Raw genomic sequence first — 22,128 nt, 5'->3', positions numbered from 1 at the left:
ACAACTCCCACTTTAATTTCAACCTCACTTTACTTTAATATACAAGAGTCATATTAATATGGATAACACTCCATGTTAATATGACTCCTGCAACTAAATCTACCCTATTATGTTTTTTTTAACACCGAATCCCTTTCAATCAGTTCCACACTTATTACCGTGCTCTCTGTCTGACATTTTTTATGAGATATTTTATAAATCAAACGTTGTACTGCCCTTTTACCCATCAGCTCCTTATTAACATTCACTGTAGTCAATCTAGGTCTTATTTTCTCGGACATAGTGATATTATCAAATCCCACCAGGGAAATCTCTCCTGGAACCTCTATTTTTAATGTCTGCAAAGCCATCATCAGAGATATCGCCGCTTTATCATTGGAACATACAAAGACTTCTGGTAAAGACTTATGCTCTTTTACAAGACTGACAATCTTATTATTATTGTTGGATAATATTGCCTCCTCCATTCCATCTAATATAGAATATTCTTGAATATAAAGATCCAGCCTATCTCCCAGAGCAGAACCCATAAAATCAAATAAGGCTTCTCTATATCCCCAAAAGCGCTCTTTGATGCTAAGAGAGTATCCTAATTCCCCATAAAATCCGATTTTCTGAAACCCCTTCTCAATCAAATATCTGGCTAGCACATAGCTGCCCAATTTATTATCGGTAATCACGCTGTCAATATTCTTTGTCAGTGATGCATGATCTGCCAGAACAATCGGTATGCTATATTGACTTATCTGCTGAATATTGCAGTCACCTATCTTACCAATTACGATGACTCCTGCTACCCGGTATTCGGCTATTGTCTTAGGTATTTCGAACTGCCCATCGTCAAAGAAGTTCATTAGCGTATCATATCCATTCTTTTTTGCTTCTTCAACAACTGCATATAAAACCTTTCCATAAAAATCCATATCCTGAGAATAGCGTTTTTGCATCATGACGCATATATTTGTCCTGGCAAATGTCCTCACAAACTTTTCTCTTGTTTCCAGATACCCCATTTCCTCTGCGGTTCTTAATATTCGTATGCGCATCTCATCACTGATCCCAGGCTTATTATTTAAGGCAAGAGATACCGCATTCACAGATACACCATGGACATTTGCTATATCTTTCATCGTTATTTTCAAATCGTTATTCCTTTTCTCTATGTAGTTCTCCCAATATGACAGATATTCACTGAGGTTCCACATAAGTAACAAGCATTTTTGCATCTCCTGCCAATATGGTTTTTCCTTTAGACGCTCCTACATATATACTATCACCTTTACTCGCATCAATCAATTCCAGTCCGTTCTTCATTTTAAGCCTTCCTTCCAATATCAGTAACGAATAAAAGGTAGATCCGTCTGTAAAGATTTGTCGAATTCCCTTAACTTCCATTAAATCCACAGTAAAATACCTGCATTTTGCTAAATGCTTTTCAAAATTATAATCCGTTTTTGATACACGTAGTGAAGCAACTTCACAAGCCTGTTTTATATGTAATTTTCTCGGCTGTCCGTCCTTATCGGTTCTTCCGTAATCAAACACACGATAGGTAACATCACTGGACTGTTGAATCTCTGCGATCACAATTCCTGCTCCGATTGCATGGATCGTACCCGGTTCAATAAAAAAAACATCTCCTTTTTTGACCTTTACTTTATTTAAAAGTTCACATACCGTTTCATGATCTATCGCTTTCTCTAATTCTTCTTTAGATATGTCATGGTTCACACCGTAATACAGGCTTGCATTTGGTTTCGTCTCAACAACGTACCACATCTCTGTCTTTCCCGGCTGATTTTCATTTTTATATGCATATGCATCACTGGGATGTACTTGTATCGAAAGTTTTTTTTTGCATCAATTAACTTAATCAAAACCGGGAACTCAGGAAACTTTCCGGGAATACTTCCCATTTCTTCCGGATGCTTTGAAAGATAATCTGATAACGTACATCCATCATATTTTGTTCCACGAATAACAGAAAGACCTTTCTTATGGCAGGATAATTCCCAGGTTTCAGCTAGTGTTCCACCCTCACTTTTCTTTCCAAATTCGTTAATCAGGGTAGTTCCACCCCACAAATATGCCATTCCTGCCGGCTCAAGTTTAAATATCATAGACATTTCCTTCCTTCAAATAGTTTGCTATAAATCTCGCACACCGTTCCTCTGCACTTGCGGCAAACTCCTCCACCTCTTTTTCACTGCTGCCTGACATCATAAGATATATCTTGAGCTTTGGCTCCGTTCCTGAAGGTCTGACTATAATTTTCCTGTTTTCATCAAAAATCATTTTTATTACGTCACTGGACGGCAGACCTGTTTCCTCATTCAAATAGTCTACCTTTTCTTTCATGTGCATTCCCATAAAGCTGCAATGATTCAGACGTAATTCTTTCATTGCTTCCTTCATCCGAACCATTCCATCTGCTCCCGGAAATTCATAAGTCAACAGTTTGTTTTTGAACCATCCATATTCCCTATATATTTCTTCCATTGCGAACGATAATCTTTTTCCCTGTTTCTTATGCCATGCAGCCATTTGGCATATCAAAACTGCTGCATTTACTCCATCTTTATCACGTACATAAGTACCTGATAAGTAACCACAGCTCTCTTCAAATCCGAATAGATAACGGCTTTCTTCTTTATGAGATTCCATCCGCCCAATCTGTTCTCCGATAAATTTAAAACCGGTAAGAACTTCTCTTACTTCTATATGAAACTTCTCCGCCAAACAATAGGTAAGATCCGATGTTACAATTGTTTTGATTACAACAGGTGCTTCTGGCATCTTCCCTCTTTCTGTTTTATATCTGCAAATAAAATCCAGCAGTAAGATTCCTATTTCATTCCCTGTAAAATATCTGACTTCTCCAGAGGATTTGATTTCACCTACTCCTACACGGTCACAATCGGGATCTGTCGCAAGAAAAAGGTCAGCACCTGCTGTTTTTGCCAGTTCAGCGGCTCTTTCCATCGTCTCCGGAAGCTCCGGATTCGGACATGGACAGGTGGTAAAATTCACATCCGGGAACTCCTGCTTTGGAACCACGAATACGTCCACATTGCCAAGCTTTTTTAAAACTCTTCTTACCGGAATATTCCCTGTTCCATTCAAAGGTGTATATACGACACGAATCGGAACTTGCGGTTTTCCCATGCAGGCTTTAAGAACTGCCTCATCATAGGATTCTTCTACATCTGTGGGTATATATTCAATAAGGTTTTTCATGTACTGTCTATAATCCGGAATTTTATTTTCAAAATAAGTTTCCTTTTCTATATATAGCAGTACCTTTTTTGCCGCTTCAAGAGTAATCTGGCAACCATCTGCTCCATAAACCTTGTACCCATTATACTGTGCAGGATTATGGCTGGCGGTAATCATAATCCCACAAGCACAATGATAATGCCTGACTGCAAACGAAAGCATGGGAGTGGGTGACGGCTCCGGATACAGATAGACATGAATGCCTTGCCCGGACATAATTCCCGCTGCAAGAAACGCAAACTCGCGACTCATTTTCCGGGTATCATAGGAAATTGCACATACATTATTCAAAGATTTATCTCTGATATATTTAGCAAGTCCTCTTGTTGCTCTTGCTACTGTATACATGTTCATACGGTTGGTTCCACAACCGAGCATTCCTCTTAAACCTCCGGTACCGAACTCTAAATCTTTACAAAAGCGGTCCTCTATTTCCTTTTCGTCCTTGCAACCACGCAATTCTATTGCAAGCTCCTCACATAAATCAGCTTCCAACCATGCCTCATACGCTTTTCTCCAATCCATCCTTTATACCTCCAAATGAAGATATAGATCGTTCAAAGTAATTTCAGCCATACATATGCAGGCATCTGCGGCACCATAATAAATCAGTATTCTGTCGTTTTCCTTAATTGCTCCACATGTAAAAACAACCTGGTCAAAAAAGCCTTCCATTTCATAAGGCATGTCTGGCTCTAAAAGCGGTACCTTCGATTTTGCAATAATCTTCTTTGGATCATCCAGATCGAGAAGAAACGCCCCGAGACAATAGCGATTTTTTTTATCTGCCGCATGGTATATCTTTATCCAGCCTTTATCCGTTTTTATTGGCGGAGCACCTCCTCCGGTTCTTCCATTCTCCCATCCATCTGTCACCCCATAGAAATGCCGATATTTCCCCCAGTGAAGCAGATCCTCTGACTCAGAAATCCAGATATCAGGCGTCCCGATTCCCTTTGGTACCGGCCGGTTAAAACAATAATATTTTCCATGTATCTTCTCCGGAAATATAGTGACATCCTTATTTTCCGGTAAAAATATAATCCCATGTCTCTCGAATGAAACAAAATCTCTTGTTGAAATCAATGAGGTCGCAGCACCAATCGGAGAAACAGCCGTATAGTTTATATAGTAAACATCCCCAATTTGTGTAATACGCGGATCCTCCATCCCCCAGGATTCCTCATCCGCGTTCGGCATGATGCTTGGTGCGTCATCCAGCACGAAATGTATACCGTCTTTCGAACGTGCTATCCTTAAATGGGAGAGTGTAGTAAGATAAACAATATCATTATTTGCATCCTCCCCTTTTGTAATTGTTCTTGAATCATTAAAACAATATTCCGGGTGTTCCGACTTTCTGATGCTGATGGACTGGAATATACTTTTTTCCTCTTCCTCCACAATAATGGGCACCTCTACTGTATCTTCATTTTCCGGGTCGATTGCCTCGGAAACTCTACACAACAGAATATATTCATCTTTATATTTTGTGGCTCCACAGTTAAAGATTCCTTTTACAACAAATCCCTCTCTGGAAGGTTTCACATCACATACTGTCAATAATGGATTACCCATACTTCTAACAATTCCATTTTTATTCATATCAAGTCACCTATTTTAACATAAAGTTAATACCTTCTTTAAAATATTTAGAAAAACATAAAAATAATATGATAACCGGCAAAGTCAACATTACAGAGGCTGCATACATAGGTCCGGGTACTGTTGAATTCTGATTAAATTGAGTCGAAATCATAACATTCAATGTCTGCATCTTCAAATCCGGAGCAACTAACATATCCCACATCAATTCGTTCCATCTGGTCATAAATACAGAAAGAAAAACTATGATACTAATCGACTTTGTTGAAGGAAGTGCAATTTTTATCAGGATTTGAAAGCCGCCTGCTCCATCAATTTTTGCAGCTTCAAATACTGCAGCCGGAACCGTTTTAAAATAATTAATATACATGAAAATTCCCCATATAGATAAGAGCATGGGTAATATCATGCCCATATAATGGTTTGCCAGTGGTCTGATAAGCATATACCGGGGAACCAACAGTATAATAACCGGAAAAAACATCTGAAAAAGCAATGTGGCATATATAATTCCTTTTCCTTTGTATTTCATATGAACAGAAGCATACCCCGTCATTAAGCCCACCATTACAGTAATTGCAGCAGTGGGTATTGATACGATAAAAGAATTCGCCAGAGCTTTGACCCATTTATAAGGATCTCCAGAAGCTGCTGCCCCGCTGCCTCCAAATAAATATCTATAGCTGTCAAAACATAATCCTTTTGGTACAATTACCTTATCTACTTTATCCCATGGCAATAAAGATTGTAATACCATGTAATAATACGGAAAAAGGGAAATCAGCAGAAAAAATATTGTGATAATACAAAGTATAATCGTCAGAATTGATTTTTGTTTATTTTTTATCATCCTTTTTGCCCCCTTACCATCCGAATTTTCTATTTAATTTATTCATAAACCAGGAGATTCCCTGAACTACTATAAATATCTGCAAGGCATTTATAATCGCCATGGCAGCTCCATACCCTGAACGAAAACTAACAAAAGAAGTATTATAAATTTCCAGCTGCCATGTTGTAGTAGATAGAGACGGACCACCGCCCGTCAATAAAAACGGTTCTGAAAAGATTTGAAAAGACAAGCCGGCCGCCAGAATGACCACCGATGTCAATGTAGGCATAATCATAGGCAGCGTGATGTAAATTACTTTTTTTAATCCTATACATCCGTCTATCATAGCTGCCTCATATACATCCTCCGAAACGGATTCGATGCCAGAAAGCACAAACAAGGCGTAATATCCGGACATCTTCCATACAATCATCAGTATAATTATGTAGAAAGCCCATTTACTCTGAAGCCAGTTAATGTCGAGTCCGAACCTTTCGCGTAAAAATGTGCTCAACCCGGAATTATAGCTAAACAAATACTTAATCATTACAGAAGTTGAGACTCCGGAGGTAAGATACGGTACAAAGAACATTACAGCCGCAAAACCCTTAAACTTTGGGGGTAATTTTGAAACCATCAAGCCTATAGCCAGTCCAAATAGAATACATAACAACACAATGGGAATGAGATAACGCAAAGAGTTCCAAAACGCTGCTTTTACTTTTTCATCAAAAAACAATTCTTTAAAATTTTCAAATTTTACAAACTGATAGTCCGGTGACATTAGATTCCAATCTGTCACTGCCAACCAAATTGCCCAGATCAGAGGCAAAAATAAAAATACAACTGAATATACAATATAAGGAGCATTGAAAACCCATGGCATGATATTCAATTTTCTCTTCTTCATACGATCCACCTCTCTCAAAAAATTCCGGCCTCCGTATCGAAGGCCGGAACAAATCATCAATCTAATCCGCCTGCTGTTTTCATAGCTTCCAAGGCTGTATCAACATATTGGGATACATCTGGGTTTTCTCCAATTTCTCTTTTCGTAACATCCTGAATTAACGGAATGATTGCTTTTTCGCCAAGCGCAGTCATGATATCGGCACTCTTTTCATGTGCAGATCCCGGAATCGCATCTGCTACATATGCACGAATATCCTTAAAGGCTGGATTTTTATCAAAAAACGATTCTAGTTTATCGTTAGACTCCAGATCCCCGCGTACAGGCAGCATCGCTGTTGTTTCCATCCAATCGAGATCAAAACTATCTTTTCCTTCTCCGATAAATACATACTTTAAAAACTCTATCGCCCCTTTATGCTCATCTTCCGTAATTGACTTATTTTTATATAAAACAATTCCTTTTGAATCGGCGTAATTATAATGTGTATCTCCGTCATTTTCAACAATGGATGGCCCAAAAACATAATCTCCATCCAGACCATATTTTTTACCCGCTGCATTATTTGCCGTTATGTCCCAGGGAAGACCACATCCCATAACTACCTGTACAGTATCCTGCTGCCACAGCCCATCAATTGTTCCGGTCAGCAGAGAGGATCCCATAGCCCCATACATTTCAAACACTTTCTGTAAAGCCTCTTTATCAGCCGTCAGTTTATTGCCATCTACTAATGGCGTTCCCTTTGACATAGCATCATATGGAGATTCTACATCAAACCATCTTTCCCAATAGTTGGCCGAATTCAGCAACTCCGGACGATACATAAAATGCGTAACTCCCACATTTTTCAGTTCTTCTTGTTTCTCTTTAAACGTCCCAAGAAGTGCATCAAGATCTGCTTTCGTCTGCGGCACATCATTTACACCCAATTCTTTCAGGGCCTTGCTATTGTAACACCAGGTTATCGGATTGACATAAAGAGGTAATACAAACTGTGAGCCCTGGATTGCCCAGCCTTTCATAGTCTCTTCAATCTGACGTTCATCTACCACATCGTCAAACCAATCCTCTCCGCTTAAATCATATACCGCCTGTGATTCTGCCAATGTATTCGCAAAACTCCGATTAATGTTTTCCGATAGTGCAGGAACTGTTCCAGTTGCAATCGCATTTTGGATTCCTGCTTCGGAAGAGGGCTGTGCCGGCATCATTTGCACTTTTACTTCTATATTTTTTCCGTTAATTTTTGTATTACTGTCATTAAATTTTTCAGCATATTTAGTCCAAAAATCCAAACTATACTGTTCTGGAGCTGACCAAAAATCCACTACTACTTTAGACGATTCTTTAGATTCATCTGACTTATTTCCCTGTGTCTGACCGGAATTTTTTCCCGAACTCCCGCAACCGGCAAATGCTGTCACAATCATTACCGTTGAGAGTGCTCCTACAATAACCTTGTTCAATCTTTTTTTCCTCATACTTACCTCCAATTTTTTTATAAGTTTTTACTTAAAAGCTCACCTATATTTCAACATTTATTTACTTGAATTTCAAGATTGTTTCACTTGAATTTTCAAATTCCCGTATTTCCTCACTCACTCCTATACTTTGATACAAAAAATCACCTTTAGATTACGTTTTTGTAACCTAAAGGTGATTCCAAAGTTTATTTATACAGCAATATCATATATGCTTCTTACTGTCACGCCTTCCGCATTTCCTGATAGTATCTTAACTCTTTTTTCTCCTGCTTCCATATCGAAATAGTTATCAGAAAGTATCCAGTCCTCTTCTTTATTTAGAAGTTCAACATTCCCTGCATAAGCCTTCGACTTTATGATTATCTCATCCCCCTCTACACATACCTCCAGATGGGGATCAACATATTCATAAAATTTAGGCATAGAGAACAAGACGCTTCCTTCTGAAACAACTGTGCCTTCCTGGTAGCAGGCATAGGTCACATGATCCTCCTTTAATCTTGCATGAGGAAGGAATGCCTTATCCATCCATACACTGCTAAGAGGGGGACGATCAGCTCCTCCTGCTGCTCCCTCCCGATTATATTGGAACAGTTATCCCGAAGACTCCATAGAACAGTTACCTTCTGCGCTTCCCTGGTTTCATTCGCCACATTCAGGCGAATGCTCTTTTCCACCTCATACATACGCGCATTAGGATTTGGATCCTGCGTCAGCAGGCCTTCCTCGCAGCAGGAAATCATCACCGGTGCAAAAAAACGCTTTTCAAAATAATGCAATGCTTTCCAGCGCCCGAAATAATCGATGGAGGACCAGGAAGCCACAGGCCAGCAGTCATTCAGCTGCCAGACGATCGCTCCCATGCACTGTCCCCGATATCTCCTCCAGTGCTCGACTGCATAGCGCATGGCCTGCCCCTGCATCAGCTGCGAAGCATAAATCAAGGAAGGAAGATCCTTTGGATACAGAAAATACTGTGCCATATAGACCATCATCTTGGCATAGCCATTATTACTCCTCTGGTGCTTCTCCATAACATAGGAAAAAACATTCCTGTCCACGGGAAGTGTAAATGTTTCAATCGTTTTAAAGGACGGCAGTGATTCGAACCCAAACTCAGAAGCATAGCGAAACTTATGTTTCCGGTACTCAGGAAAGGGCTTAAAGCCATGCCATACCTCCCAGTAATGTGCATCTCCCCTGTTTTCATCCTGCGGATCATCAAAATCGCCTCCGGAGGAGGGACTGGAGGGCCAGTAGCATGTATCCGGATCCTCTCTCTCCACAATTTTTGGTATAATATAGCTATACATGCGGGTATAATCCCCACGAAGCCTCGGAGTTTCACCAAAACCTTCCACCAGAAAGCTCTCCATCTCATTATTGCCGCACCAGATTCCAAGACAGGCGTGATGCCGGATTCTCCTGACATTCTCTTCAATTTCATGGGAAATATTTTCCTCGAACGCATCCGTCAGAAGGTAGGTGGCACAGGCAAACATGAAGTCCTGCCATACCAGCAATCCCAACTCATCACAGATATCGTAGAAACAGTCATCCGGATAATAGGCACCACCCCATACGCGGATGGTATTATAGTTGGCAAGTGCACACTGCGTAAGCAGTTCTCTGGTTTTGGCTTCCTTTACTCTTGGCAGAAGGGAATCCTCGGGAATGTAATCGGCTCCCATGGCGAAGATTGGAACGCCATTCACCTCATGAGCAAAGCTTTCTCCCCACGGATCCTTCTCTCTCTTTACATGCATCGTTCGAAGTCCGATCCGGCGCTCCCAGATATCCTGAAGCTGACCGCCGCAGATCAGTTCCACTCTGATACCGTAGAGATTCTGTTCTCCATACCCCCTTGGCCACCAAAGCCTGGGGTTTGCTATCTCAACCTCTCCCGGTGACGGTGCAGCGGTGAAGCTGTTCCCCTCCGGAGTGGTAATTACAACACGATATGTCCAGTTTTCATCTGCTCCAAAAGTAAGTGCTTTTACCTGAAAAGCCAGCCGGACCTTTCTGTCCACATGCTGCTGCCTGATATGCACATCCTGGATTCTTGCCTTATCTGCACCCAGAAGCTCTACCTTCCGGAAGATCCCCATATCCGGCAGCTTAGGACCCCAGTCCCATCCTGACATACAGCTGGATTTGCGCAGATAGGGAAATCCGTCTAAGGTATCTGTGTTACATGGAATTGCACCATGAATTCTGATCTGTTCTTCCATATAGCGGACAGGTGAATGAAAATAAACGCGCAGCTCATTCCCACGCTCTTTTAAATACTTTTCCACCGGAAATTCCCAGACTCTGTGCATGTTGAAGGTCTCACCCAGAAATGCATCGTTTAAATAAATATCTGCAAGGGTATCTATCCCATCAAAGCGAAGCCAGATCCTTTTGCAATTTATAATTTTATGACTTGTGTCAAAATTTAAAACATACGTGTAATCTTCCTTAGACAGAGGAAAGGCCTCGCTTTCATTATCCCGGTAAAAGGGGTCATCGATTTCCTCATGATTCAACAAATCATAGTATAAGGAAAATGGAACCTGCGTTTTAAGTTCCTTATCATAATACCTTAGCTTCCAGCCCTCTTTTAATTCTTGTCTCTCCATCTTGTATCATCTCTCCTGATTATCAGTCTTTAAGTTTTATCTCTTTACTCCACAGAAGGCGCCCCCCGTCTTTCACCTGGATACGGACTCTGCCCGGTTCTGTTTCGTATACCATCCGTTCATTCCAACCTGAAAATGCAGCATGTTCCAGTTTTATTGTAACACTTCTGCTTTCTCCGGGATATAACAGAATCTTTTCAAATCCCTTTAATTCCGAAACCCTGGGAACCACACTTCCCTCCAGACGGCTTGTAAACACCATCGGAACGCCGAAAGCCCGACGCTTTGAATGATTTTCCATTACCATCTTCAAAAATACAGGCTTATGCACAAGTTCGCTTATCCCTATTGCCTCCTTAGTGACGGAAAAATCCGAATATATTACCTCATCATAAGCCAGTCCATAGCCAAAAGCATAAAGCGGACCATCCTGACCATCTGCATAATGCATGGCCTGATAAGAATTTCTGTAATTATAGCAGGAGGGCAGCCTCGCCGCATCCCGGGGAAAGGAGACCGGGAGCCTTCCCGAAGGAACAGCGTCTGCAAAAATCAGCTCCGCGATAGCCCTCCCCCCTTTGGGTCCTGGATAAAAGCTATACAGCAATGCATTGGTCCGTTCCACGATTTCACCGATATTATAGGGGCGCCCTGCCATTACAATCGTAATTGTCTTTTTTGCCGCCTGGTACACTCTGTCAGCCATGGCAAGCTGCTCATCCGGTAATTTTAAGGTGGATAAATCCACACCTTCCCCACAATCCATATGCACCTCACCACTAGTAACAGCGGCCCCGTTCTTATCAAAAGACACATCGCCGAAGCGGCTGGAAGTACCTCCAAGAACCAGAATCGTAACATCTGCCTCCGCTGATTGTTGTTCTGCCTGATCGATAAGCATGGCCGAATCTGCTCCTTGGCAGCCCTGACTGAAGGTCACTTTCAGATTCTCATATTGCTCTGCATATGCTTCTATTCCATCCGCTATGGTGACTCCATCCAGGACAGGCGGTGTATAATCTCCAAGCTGACTATAGATATCGAATGCATTAGGACCTATCACCGCAATTTTCATCATTCCGGTTTTATCCAGAGGCAGCAGCTCTCCTTCATTTTTAAGCAAAACGGCTGACTGTCTGGCAAGTTCCAGATTTTCTTTCTCTGCGGAGAATGTAAAAAATCTCTTCTTCGCTTCTCCCAGCAGCGGATGTTCAAAGAGACCTCTTCTGAATTTCATGGTGAGAACCTTCAGAACCGCCTCATCCAGTCTTCCTTCACTGAGCAGTCCATCCTTTATGCCTTGTTCCAGATGGGTAAATCCCTCATCCCACAAAGATACATCTACCCCTGCATTCAGTGCTTTTGCTCCGGTTGTCCGGATGTCTCCTGTGAGCACCTCCAGACGGTCTACGGCAAAACCATCTGCCATAACGATACCATCAAATCCCATCTCTTTACCAAGCACCTGCTGCAAAAGCCAGGAATTGGCATGACACGGAATCCCATCAATCTCGTTATAAGCTGCCATCACTGCTGAAACTCCTGCATCCACGCAAGCCTTCATAGCCGGCAGATGAATCTCCCGAAGTTCTCTCTCCCCGATTCTGGCTGCACTGGCATTCACGCCTCCCGTAGTTTCGCCCTGTGCTGCAAGATGCTTCGCAACAACTTCAACCCCCTCTGCCATAACACCTTTTATCACTGACGCACTAAGCGCAGATGCAAGGCAGGGGTCTTCTCCAAAACATTCTTCACTTCTGCCCCATCTCGGATCTCTTAAAATATCCAGCAGGGAAATGAGAGCCATATCCACTCCCATCTCCCTCATCTGTTTTCCACAGACTCTATATGCCTGATAGACAAGTTCTTTGGAAAAAGCAGCTCCCATCGCCAGATTCACCGGAAGAAGATAGCCGTCCAGCGCCTGATGTCCATGGGGACATTCCGTAGACAGCAGCATAGGAATTTCCAGCCTGGAATGCTCCATCACATAAGACTGCAGAAGATTATAGGTCTTTACTGCCTGCTCCTTCGAAATTCCCGTCTCATAATTCCTGCCAGACCAGGGATCGGCCCGGTATAGCCCATAGAGAACCCCGATGCCGCTCCACCTTTTCACCTCATCCTTAAATGTATCGGACACTTTGACCGTATCGCCCTCGCGCTCATATGCCCGAAAACCATACAGCCTTTGATTCAGCTGCCCCACCTTTTCCACCAGAGTCATCCGCTCTGTCAGATCCTTCGCCCTGACCTCGGGAGACAGCCTGCTGTCTTTATACTTCATCTGCATCACCTCTGTCTCTGCTTACATATTTTAACAGAATATAACCTTGAACGTCTTAATCTCGTAAGGCTGGATGGTAAAAGAGAACCTGTCTTTTTCATGCTCGCCCGGCTCTTCCATCACTTCCTCTGTAAGATTACACTCACAGATACTTTTTATCTTCTTATCCATACCAAATGTCAGCCTTGCCCGGGTCTTCGTATTTTCATATTCATAAACCCTGATGATAATTCCGTCCCCATCCTCTGCCGCTTTTACAGTTTCAGCCATGACATTCTTCTTGTCAATAGAGAAAAGACTCTCGCAGCTTCCGGGAGTTCCTTTTAAGACACTCCGCGCCGGATAGTTCAATCTGTAGCTTTCACGGACAGTATCACAATCTCTTAGATTCCCTTCATGAGGATACAGTGCATACGTAAAATAATGTTCTTCCTGATCCGTCACAGGATTCGGCTCGATTCCTGATTTAATCAATGTCAGTGCCATATTGGAATCCTTAACAGAATGCCCGTATTTACAATCATTGATCAGACTGACGCCATAGTGTCCTTCTGATAAATCCATCCACTTCTGACCGCAGGATTCAAATCTTGCCATATCCCAGCTGGTATTGGTATGCACCTTTCTGGTCAGATTTCCAAACTGTACGTCAAAGGATGCTTCATCCGTATGAATGTCCACGGGGAAATGAACCTTTAACAGATGCTGGTGTTCTTTCCAGTCCACATAAGTCTCAAAATCAATCCTGGCCGTATCCGCATAGAAATATATTCTCTGGCGAATCAGGGAATTGCTGATTATACGCTCCAGTTCCAGTACCGTACATACCGGCCCTTTTGAAACCCACTCCATCCTGTTCAGATTTTTCACATCCCAGCTCTTCTCCGTATAGTAAATATCAATATCCCAGTTATCATAATAGATGGGTTTATCTTCATACATGCAGAACAGATTTCCCTTTTTTCCCTCTTGCAGAACCTCTCTGTCGTTTCTCTTATCGTAAATGGAGGTAAAGAGACCTTCTTCATCCAGTATAATCTTATAATAAGGGGTATCGAGTGTCTGAGCTTCTATCGTAAACGGAGATTCTTCTGCCCCGGCCTGTTCCACGATTTCATAGGTCTTATATCCTTTTGAAGGCAGCCCTTCTACATACGCTAAAGATTCTGTTTCCAGCTGCTGAATGGGATATATCTTTTCCTCCTTATCTTTTAGTACACCGATGCATGCCTTCGGCAGGTGAATCACATCGTCCCTGTCAAATCCCAGCGTGTTGAAAATCGTAACTGCCTTTCCTTCTCCCGCTACCGCACTTAAGCGCTCATCCAGCAGCCTGCTTCCTTCCTCCTCTATCTGCTGGTATTCCTTTTTGGTGACTTCATATACCTCATGAATGGAAGATCCCGGCAGGATATCGTGGAATTGGTTCAGAAGGATTGTCTGCCACATGTGGTCAATCGCTTCCTTCGGATAAGTGATCCCTTTATCCAAGGCAAGCAGGGACAACAGTTCCAGATCCATCATAAGGATCTCACTTTTTCTGTTAGAGCGTTTATTTCTGGCCATGGAAGTATAGGTCCCTCTGTGGTATTCAAAGTACAACTCTCCCTCCCATACCGGAAGCCTTCGATTATCCTTTACGCGCTGCTCAAGCTCTTTAAAGTACGTACCGGAAAATTCCTGACGCACTTTCGGAATTCCCTTAATTCCCTTTTCCATACGAACAGAGGTCTCCAGCATCTCTCTGGTCGGGCCGCCGCCTCCATCACCATATCCGAAGGAAACCAGTATATCATTGTTGATATCCTTATTCTGATATCTTTGCCAGCCCCCCATAATTGCATCCGGATGAAGCATTCCATTATAAGTCGTAAAGAAATCGTCGCTGCTTTGCCCCACTCCAAGCGTCGTTACCAGATGCGTCAACACAGAAGAACCGTCAATTCCCTTCCACATAAATGTATCGTAAGGCATCTTGTCAATCTGATTCCAGGCAAGCTTGGTAGTCATAAAATACGCAATACCGCTTTTCTTCATAATCTGGGGTAATGCACCTGTATAGCCAAATACATCCGGCAGCCAGAGAATTTTATTATCCACGCCGAACTCTTCTCTGAAAAAACGTTTTCCGTACAGGAACTGACGTACCAGCGACTCTCCGGATGTCAGGTTGGTATCTGCTTCCACCCACATGCCGCCCTCCGGCTCCCAGCGTCCTTCCCGGATTCTCTGTTTGATTCTCTCATATAGCTTTGGATAACGTTCTTTTAAAAATACATACAGTTGTGGCTGGCTGGACATGAACTTGTAATCCGGATACTCCTCCATGAGTTTAAGTACCGTAGAAAAGCTTCTTGCAACCTTCTCTCTGGTCTGCGCAACTGTCCACCACCATGCCACATCAATATGGGTGTGTCCGATGCAGGTTGCAATTACCTCATCGTAACCGCCTTGTTTTTCATAGAGTTCTCTCTCCAGATACTTCTCCGCCTCTTTTACGCTCTTATAAAAGTCATCGGAATACGGTGTTCTTAAGTCCAGAAGATTTACCGCTTCGTTTAATACGGCCGCAATATCCATCTTCACTTTGTCATCCTTGTCCATTCGGCTAAACGCCTGTAATGGGACACATAAATCATAGTAAAGTTTCTCAATCTCTAAATCTACCTGCTGCATCTCCATAATCATATCAAATTCCGAATGCAGAGTTCCGGTATATGCCTGCAGGTCCAACTGCCAGGTTTCACCGGCCTTGGCCTCAGCTGCCAGCTGTACAGTTCTGTGGTTCATATCCAGCCCCTGTGTTGCTTCCCCATTGACAAAAAGCAAAAATTGTGGGTTTTTACCGTCATCCCACTCTTCAATCTGAGTCTTTACATGGAGACGCAGGGTCTTTCCATCCAGCTCTTTTGGAACAACGTAAGCTGCCCTGAACCAATAATGCGCATCTGGTCCGTACCACTTCATCGTATGCCTGTCAAATTCCTGCCATGCCTGTACATCCTCTACAGCTTCCTCCGGATAGAAGAAACGCCCCTTTTTATATTCTATCTGTTCCACCGGGCTGGCTGAAACGACACATAACTTTTTTAATTCATCACAGATTACCTGTATTCTTTTATCGATAAACCACATAGTTGTCCTCCAAAGTATTACGACAGGAGCATCTCTGGTTTCATGGATATGCTCCTGTCGTTTTTCATCCTCTTATACTCATTCGTTACTTGCTGGCATCTACCTGGGCCTGCGCTTCTGCACGTACAGTTTCCCAACCGGCCGCTTCCAGTTCACTGTTTATCGTCTTAATCAGTTCTCTTGGATCCTGTGCTCCTGTCCAGAACTCACTTTTGTATTTCTCATAGACGGCACGGCAGTTTGCCAGCTCTGTCTCAATTTTACTGGTATCCAGATCAAATCCCAGCATAACCGATGGTGTTGCATTCTGATTCAGCTGTTTTACTTCGTCCCACTGGTTCTCTTTATCCGTTGAAAGCTGGCTTACATTGAAGAATGTCCCCTGTGTATAGCCGGCCATGGACCAGTCGGTATTCAACTTATCTATCTTGCCATCATCTGTGTATTTAAAGTTTTCACCTTCCACACCATAGTACAGCCAGTCACGTACTTTACTGTCGGTATTTACCAATTGTAAAAACTGGATGGCTTTCTCCGGATTCTTGCATCCTGAGGATATGGCATTGATAGAACCACGAACGCTTGTGTTAGAAACAACCGTGTCTCCATACTGAACTGCAACACAGTCATCTATGCTGTTATTAGGACCCCAGGTAGATGCTGCTGCACCACTCCATCCCTGTGCTGTAAAGAAGGTTCTGTATTTGTTGGCATCATCCGCTGTAGGCGCATCTCCGTTAATGATGCCTTCCTTATACATCTTGTGGACAATATCCATATCTTTTAAAATGTTTTCATCTTCCATGGGATTTACAACGGTCATGGTATCATCGTCATATCTTACACCCAGTGGAGCCAGACCAGTTCCGAGTGAATCGAAATATGCGGTTACCATAAAATCTGCTCCCTGTTTTGACATATAATAAGGTGCTGTTCCTTCTCCGTCTTTGATTGTCTTTAATGCCGTATATAAGGATTCATAATCCTGAACCTGCTTAATATCAACATTATATTTTTCTGCTAATGCATTGTCCCAGACAAAATATTCTGTTACGGAACTGTCTTTATACGTAGGCACACCGTAAACCTTATCACTGATGGATACAGCCTTCCAATAATCCTCCGGTATCATCTTGTATAAATCGGAACCCTCACTTTTTATGAGGTCAGAGATATCCATGAAAGCTCCCGTCGACACTTCTGAGTTATAACGGCTCTGGTCGGTAAATAAGATATCAAAGTTTTCACCTGAGTTTACGATTACACTCCTTCTGTTATCCCAGTCTCCCCAGGGAACCACCTCCATATCCAGGTTCACACCGATTTTATCTTCCAGATAAGGATTGATCTGTCCCAGCCAGGCCTTGTAGTTATCCGGCATACCGTTACCTACCATAATCCATTTCAGTGTTACAGCATCTTTATTTTTTGATGCGTCACCACTGCCTGCTTCTTCATTTCCCTTCGATCCACAGCCTGCAAGTAAACCAAATCCCATAACTGCAGCCATAGACATTGCAATCACTTTTTTGAATTTCATCTTAAAACCCTCCTTTTGATTTAAATTACTATAATATCCGCATTGCGGAATAATTATCTATCCCTTTACGGCTCCAACCGTCAGTCCGGATATGAAATACTTCTGGAAAAACGGATACGTGCAGGCGATGGGAATAATGATGATAATCGCCATGGCCATTCTGGCACCCTCTTTTGGCATTGTATTCATATACTGCTGCATCGTAACTCCAAGTGATGGATTGTTCGCCATCATTTCTATATTCCTCTGCACATGATCCAGAAGTGCCTGCAGGGAGAACAGTTTTGTATTCGTAATATACAAGGAGGACTGAAACCAGTCATTCCAGTATCCGAAAGTCAGAAACAGTGCTATGGTAGCCATGAGCGGCTTTGACAGCGGCAATGCGATCTTACCAAAGATGATAAACTGTGAAGCCCCGTCGATTTGCGCCGATTCAACCACAGAATCCGGAATGTTGCTCCTGAAAAACGTCTTACAGATGACTACATTAAAAGAGGAAACACACAGTGGTAAAATCAAAGCCCATATAGTATCCTTCAGATGCATAAACTGCGTATTCACCACATAGGAGGAAATCATACCTCCATTGAAAATCATGGGAATGAACACAACCATGGTAAAAAATCCATTCAGTTTATATTCCCTCCTGGAAAGTACATATCCCATAAGCGTTGTGAGCATTACCCCGAGCGCCGTACCCAGAACAGTTACGAGCACGGAAATCCCAAGAGATCTAAGTATCGTCGTCCCTTCCCTGAAGACGAACGCATAAGAATCAATCGAAAATTCCTTTGGCCAGAACAGATATCCATAGGTCTTAATAGACGCTTCGGATGAAATTGAAATAATAAAGATAAAAACAACCGGTATGATACATATCAAAGCCAAAATGACAAAAATGATGTTAAAAACCAGGTCTGTCTTCCTTGAAATAATATTCAAATTTGAGGATAAAGCTTCATCTTTTCTCTTACTCACAGCACACCTCCTATATGATCGCACTGTCTGCATCCAGTTTCCTGACAATCCAGTTAGCAAGTAAAATAGTAATACAGCAAGCCACGGACTGGAAGAATGTGGCGGCCGATGTCATGCCAATCGGTGTAGAGGACTGCAGCGCATTGAACACAAATGTATCGATTGTAGCAGTTGTATTAAATATAGAACCTTTGGCTCCCTGAGAGAGCTGATAAAACAATCCGAAATCAGAGTAAAAAACTTTTCCCACATTCAGGATAAACATCATGATGATAACACTTTTCAGACAAGGCAGTGTAATATACCGGACCTGCTGGCGCTTATTGGCTCCATCCATGACTGCCGCTTCATACAATGTCGTATCAATTCCCGAAATGCTGGACAGGTAAATAACCATATTATAACCCGTGGATTTCCAGAGATACATAAAAACAAGGAGGAACGGCCAAACAGATGCCTTCATATACCATTGAACCGGTTCATTGCCGCCATTTCTTAACATTACATTCAAAAGGCCCTTGTCCTGATTCAAAAATGCATCCAGAAAATATGCCGCTACTACCCATGACATAAAATATGGGAAGAACATAAGCGTCTGGTATACTTTGGACTTTCTTTTGCTTCTGAGAAGGTCAATCATAATTGCCAGACCTACCGACAACACCATACCCAATACAATGAAAATCAGATTATATACAATTGTGTTTCTCAGGATAATATATAAATCTTTGGATTTAATAAGAAATTCAAAGTTTTTAACTCCCGACCAGTCGCTGTGAAATACATTATATATAAAGTTTTCTCCGCCTGTAACTTTGTAATTCTTAAATGCAATGACTAATCCAAACATAGGCAGAAAACAGAACAGAACATACCAGACTGTAGTCGGTATCGCCAAAATTGTCAATTCTGTATCATTCTTCGTCCAGCGCCGCTTCAGCTTCTTTCCTGATAATTTCTTCTCTTTCAAAAGCTTACCCTCCTAATCTTGTTTATCAGCAGTTTTATTCAAATTCCTGACAGAGTTCCTGATTATATTTTTACCGGCTATTCTGTATACAATTCCCTCTTTATGGCCACCTCTTTCCATATGACGCAGTATCCGTCTTGCTGCAACCCTTCCGATTTCTTCTGTATCAACAGCTACCGTGGTTAACCCGGGATCACACAGTTCGGCATAGATATCATTATCAAATCCAACAACCGATATATCCCGGGGAACCTGCAGACCCTGCTCCTTTAAAACCTTCACCAGCCGGAATGCTGTTTCATCGCAGTTGCAAAGGAAAGCGGTCGGCATTTTCGATGGAAGCTCCAATTCAATTGCGCTGCCGTCTTCACTTCTGTCCGGAATTGTCCATTCCGTGTTAGGGTAAAGACCTTGTTCAATCAATGAACGGCTGTAACCCAGGTAACGGTCTGTAATGCTGGTTGTGGCACCGATTGTTCCCACAAAGCCAATCTCTCTGTGCCCATTTTTCAAAAGATAATTTGTCATTTCATAAGTACTGTATATGTTCTCTGTAACCACGGAATCAGATCTGTGTTTTTCATCATAGACATCCACGTAAATCTTGGGGAGATCTATGGACTCCAGCTTTTTTCTCACCACTCTGTCCAGAATCCCAAGAAGAATCAATCCGTCAAACATCTCGCTTTTCTCAATGGTCTCCAGATCTCTGGCCAGGCTTTCAGCATTAGGAGTAATCATCATGCTGGAACATGAAGCCTTACGAAGCTGGCCTATAATGCTTTCATACATTCCCATGTAGAACTTTCCGGTGTCTGACTGTGAACTGAAACGTTCACTCATGATGATTCCAACCTTACGGGCCTTCCTCTGTCCATAGTCAGGCAATATGTAACCTTCTCTCTCCGCAACCTGAAAAATCTTCTCTCTTAATTCTTCTCCGACCCCTTCTTTTCCATTTAAAGCTTTCGATACAGTAACCTTACTGACTCCCAGCTCATCAGCGATGTCCTGCATAGAGACTTTTCTGTCAGCCATAGCTTTTTTCTCCTTCAGATTATATAAGTGTAAATCATTTATTTGTTTTTTTGTTACCTAACATTTATATATATAAGGTAACATTAATAAGGTAAAATGTCAAGTAAAGTATTTGAAATTTTAAAACGCCGGAAGGAGAAATTCACTCCTTCCGGCATCCTTTTATAACACTTCAATTTTCACAGAGACACCTAAAACATCCCATATTTCCATATGGTATCTTTCCACGCTTCCATCAGTTTTAGATCCAGCGAATCCAGCGCCAGTGAATTCGTTGCAATGTAGCCACCACCCGGTGCACAGATGTCTAACATGCGTTTCGTTGTTTCTACGACATCCTCGACTGTGCCCTGCATCAATTTCTGTGTGGGCATCCCGCCTCCGATACAGGCAACATCTCCAAGAATTCTCTTCGCCTCCTTAAAATCCGTATCTTCAAACATATAAACAACTTTTCCCTTTGGCACATCTGTAAGCGTCTCAAGCCGTGTATAATATTTTCCTTCACACATGCACATTGGAGTAATGCCAGCATCTACAGCAGCACAGATTAATCTCTTAAGTGTTGGCCAATAGTGATTATTATAGTCTTCTACTGACATAAAGCTGTCAATGCCACAGTGAAGCGGAATAAACAGATATTGCGCATGCTGCATTTTGGCATTTTGGATTGCTGAGGGAATGAGTATATCCGCCCATCTGTTAACTGCCTCATCAATCAGTTCTGGATCTGTCTTGATATCCATACAGGAAGTAATGAGTCCCCTGATGTTATCTGCAAAATCGTCAAAGGGGCACATTGTCGTAGCACTGCCCCAGACAGGGTATCCCATTTCAAGCATCATGGCATTCACCTGCATGTTTTCGGAGAGATTTTTTATCACAAGATCACTTGCTTTTATCATATTGTTCAGTGCTTCCCTGATTGGTGGAGCGGCCAAAGGCGCCAGTCCATAAATCGACTGATTGCAAAGACCGTAAAGATTCAGATTCTCCAGCCCTTCAAAGGCTTTGTATTTTTTTGGAAGTACTCTGGTCAAAACAAAGTGGCTTGGATCTTTTAAAAAATCATCCCAATCATCATCTCCCAGAAATTCCCGGTCGATATACTGATAAGGTGTGTTTGACGGTAGATTATAATAATTTCCCGGCCACTTTGCGCTTGTATATTCGGCAGCTTCCATCGCATCTACAGGAAAAAAGCATGGAGAATAGACAAGGTCAGGATCAAACTGACTCAGGTACTTCTTCATTGGCTTCATCAAATTTGTCGCGTCTTTCATCGCGTCATATATGGTGACCCCATATTCTAAAGCATACATATTGTTAACCGTAGGAATAAAAGGAACTCGATCCCCTTCGGTTAGATTCACTGCCGCCTGTACTCGCTGATTTCTCACGTCAATAGGCTGTAATTTCTGATTGTTCTGTAGCATTTCATGTCCT

The 22,128-nt window shown here is 42.2% G+C and carries 17 protein-coding genes; all 17 read right to left on the bottom strand.

All coding sequences use genetic code 11. From position 1 onward, the window contains the following. Nucleotides 1-107: 107 nt before the first annotated feature. Nucleotides 108-1,205: a LacI family DNA-binding transcriptional regulator gene (locus tag KNL20_RS04795; RefSeq protein WP_230400035.1), complete on the bottom strand. Its 1,098-nt coding sequence runs from the start codon at nt 1,203-1,205 to the stop codon at nt 108-110. Then, nucleotides 1,189-1,779 carry a class I mannose-6-phosphate isomerase gene (locus tag KNL20_RS04790; RefSeq protein ID WP_230399483.1) on the bottom strand — a complete coding sequence of 197 codons (591 nt, stop codon included), beginning with the start codon at nt 1,777-1,779 and terminating at the stop codon, nt 1,189-1,191. The genes KNL20_RS04795 and KNL20_RS04790 overlap by 17 nt, the downstream gene beginning before the upstream one ends. Then, complete coding sequence (locus tag KNL20_RS04785; protein ID WP_230399482.1) at nt 1,728-2,120, bottom strand: type I phosphomannose isomerase catalytic subunit; 393 nt, start codon at nt 2,118-2,120, stop codon at nt 1,728-1,730. The genes KNL20_RS04790 and KNL20_RS04785 overlap by 52 nt, the downstream gene beginning before the upstream one ends. Further along, nucleotides 2,110-3,801: a phospho-sugar mutase gene (locus KNL20_RS04780; RefSeq protein WP_230399481.1), complete on the bottom strand. Its 1,692-nt coding sequence runs from the start codon at nt 3,799-3,801 to the stop codon at nt 2,110-2,112. Before KNL20_RS04780 ends, KNL20_RS04785 begins: the two co-directional genes overlap by 11 nt. Before the next feature lie 3 nt (nt 3,802-3,804). Further along, nucleotides 3,805-4,881 (bottom strand): glycoside hydrolase family 130 protein, encoded by a 1,077-nt coding sequence (locus KNL20_RS04775; protein WP_230399480.1) that lies wholly within the window; start codon nt 4,879-4,881, stop codon nt 3,805-3,807. 10 nt (nt 4,882-4,891) lie between these two features. Beyond that, a complete protein-coding gene (locus KNL20_RS04770; RefSeq protein ID WP_230399479.1) occupies nt 4,892-5,731 on the bottom strand; it encodes a carbohydrate ABC transporter permease in 840 nt (279 codons plus the stop codon). A gap of 13 nt (nt 5,732-5,744) precedes the next feature. Then, nucleotides 5,745-6,623: a carbohydrate ABC transporter permease gene (locus KNL20_RS04765; RefSeq protein WP_230399478.1), complete on the bottom strand. Its 879-nt coding sequence runs from the start codon at nt 6,621-6,623 to the stop codon at nt 5,745-5,747. Between the two features lie 56 nt (nt 6,624-6,679). Continuing rightward, nucleotides 6,680-8,107 carry an ABC transporter substrate-binding protein gene (locus KNL20_RS04760; protein WP_230399477.1) on the bottom strand — a complete coding sequence of 476 codons (1,428 nt, stop codon included), beginning with the start codon at nt 8,105-8,107 and terminating at the stop codon, nt 6,680-6,682. Nucleotides 8,108-8,299: 192 nt separating this feature from the next. Beyond that, on the bottom strand, nt 8,300-8,638 hold the full coding sequence (locus KNL20_RS15975; RefSeq protein WP_329957505.1) for a glycoside hydrolase family 2 protein: 339 nt from the start codon (nt 8,636-8,638) through the stop codon (nt 8,300-8,302). Next, nucleotides 8,605-10,731 carry a glycoside hydrolase family 2 protein gene (locus KNL20_RS04755; RefSeq protein ID WP_329957504.1) on the bottom strand — a complete coding sequence of 709 codons (2,127 nt, stop codon included), beginning with the start codon at nt 10,729-10,731 and terminating at the stop codon, nt 8,605-8,607. The genes KNL20_RS15975 and KNL20_RS04755 overlap by 34 nt, the downstream gene beginning before the upstream one ends. Nucleotides 10,732-10,753: 22 nt before the next feature. Further along, nucleotides 10,754-13,018: a glycoside hydrolase family 3 N-terminal domain-containing protein gene (locus KNL20_RS04750; protein ID WP_230399476.1), complete on the bottom strand. Its 2,265-nt coding sequence runs from the start codon at nt 13,016-13,018 to the stop codon at nt 10,754-10,756. Nucleotides 13,019-13,048: 30 nt separating this feature from the next. Next, on the bottom strand, nt 13,049-16,153 hold the full coding sequence (locus tag KNL20_RS04745; RefSeq protein WP_230399475.1) for an alpha-mannosidase: 3,105 nt from the start codon (nt 16,151-16,153) through the stop codon (nt 13,049-13,051). Between the two features lie 85 nt (nt 16,154-16,238). Continuing rightward, nucleotides 16,239-17,693, bottom strand: a complete 1,455-nt coding sequence (locus KNL20_RS04740; RefSeq protein ID WP_230399474.1) for an ABC transporter substrate-binding protein — start codon at nt 17,691-17,693, stop codon at nt 16,239-16,241. A gap of 57 nt (nt 17,694-17,750) precedes the next feature. Then, nucleotides 17,751-18,674, bottom strand: a complete 924-nt coding sequence (locus KNL20_RS04735; RefSeq protein WP_230399473.1) for a carbohydrate ABC transporter permease — start codon at nt 18,672-18,674, stop codon at nt 17,751-17,753. Nucleotides 18,675-18,684: 10 nt separating this feature from the next. Then, the gene (locus KNL20_RS04730) at nt 18,685-19,644 is read right to left on the bottom strand and encodes an ABC transporter permease (protein ID WP_230399472.1); all 960 of its coding nucleotides are present in this window, start codon (nt 19,642-19,644) and stop codon (nt 18,685-18,687) included. Nucleotides 19,645-19,656: 12 nt separating this feature from the next. Beyond that, the gene (locus KNL20_RS04725) at nt 19,657-20,682 is read right to left on the bottom strand and encodes a LacI family DNA-binding transcriptional regulator (protein WP_230399471.1); all 1,026 of its coding nucleotides are present in this window, start codon (nt 20,680-20,682) and stop codon (nt 19,657-19,659) included. A gap of 191 nt (nt 20,683-20,873) precedes the next feature. Further along, complete coding sequence (locus KNL20_RS04720) at nt 20,874-22,118, bottom strand: uroporphyrinogen decarboxylase/cobalamine-independent methonine synthase family protein (RefSeq protein WP_230399470.1); 1,245 nt, start codon at nt 22,116-22,118, stop codon at nt 20,874-20,876. Nucleotides 22,119-22,128 lie beyond the last annotated feature (10 nt).

Source organism: Novisyntrophococcus fermenticellae (assembly GCF_018866245.1).
Lineage (GTDB): Bacteria > Bacillota > Clostridia > Lachnospirales > Lachnospiraceae > Novisyntrophococcus > Novisyntrophococcus fermenticellae.
Note: the sequence above shows the minus strand (reverse complement) of the source record. Positions and strands in the feature narration are given on the sequence as shown.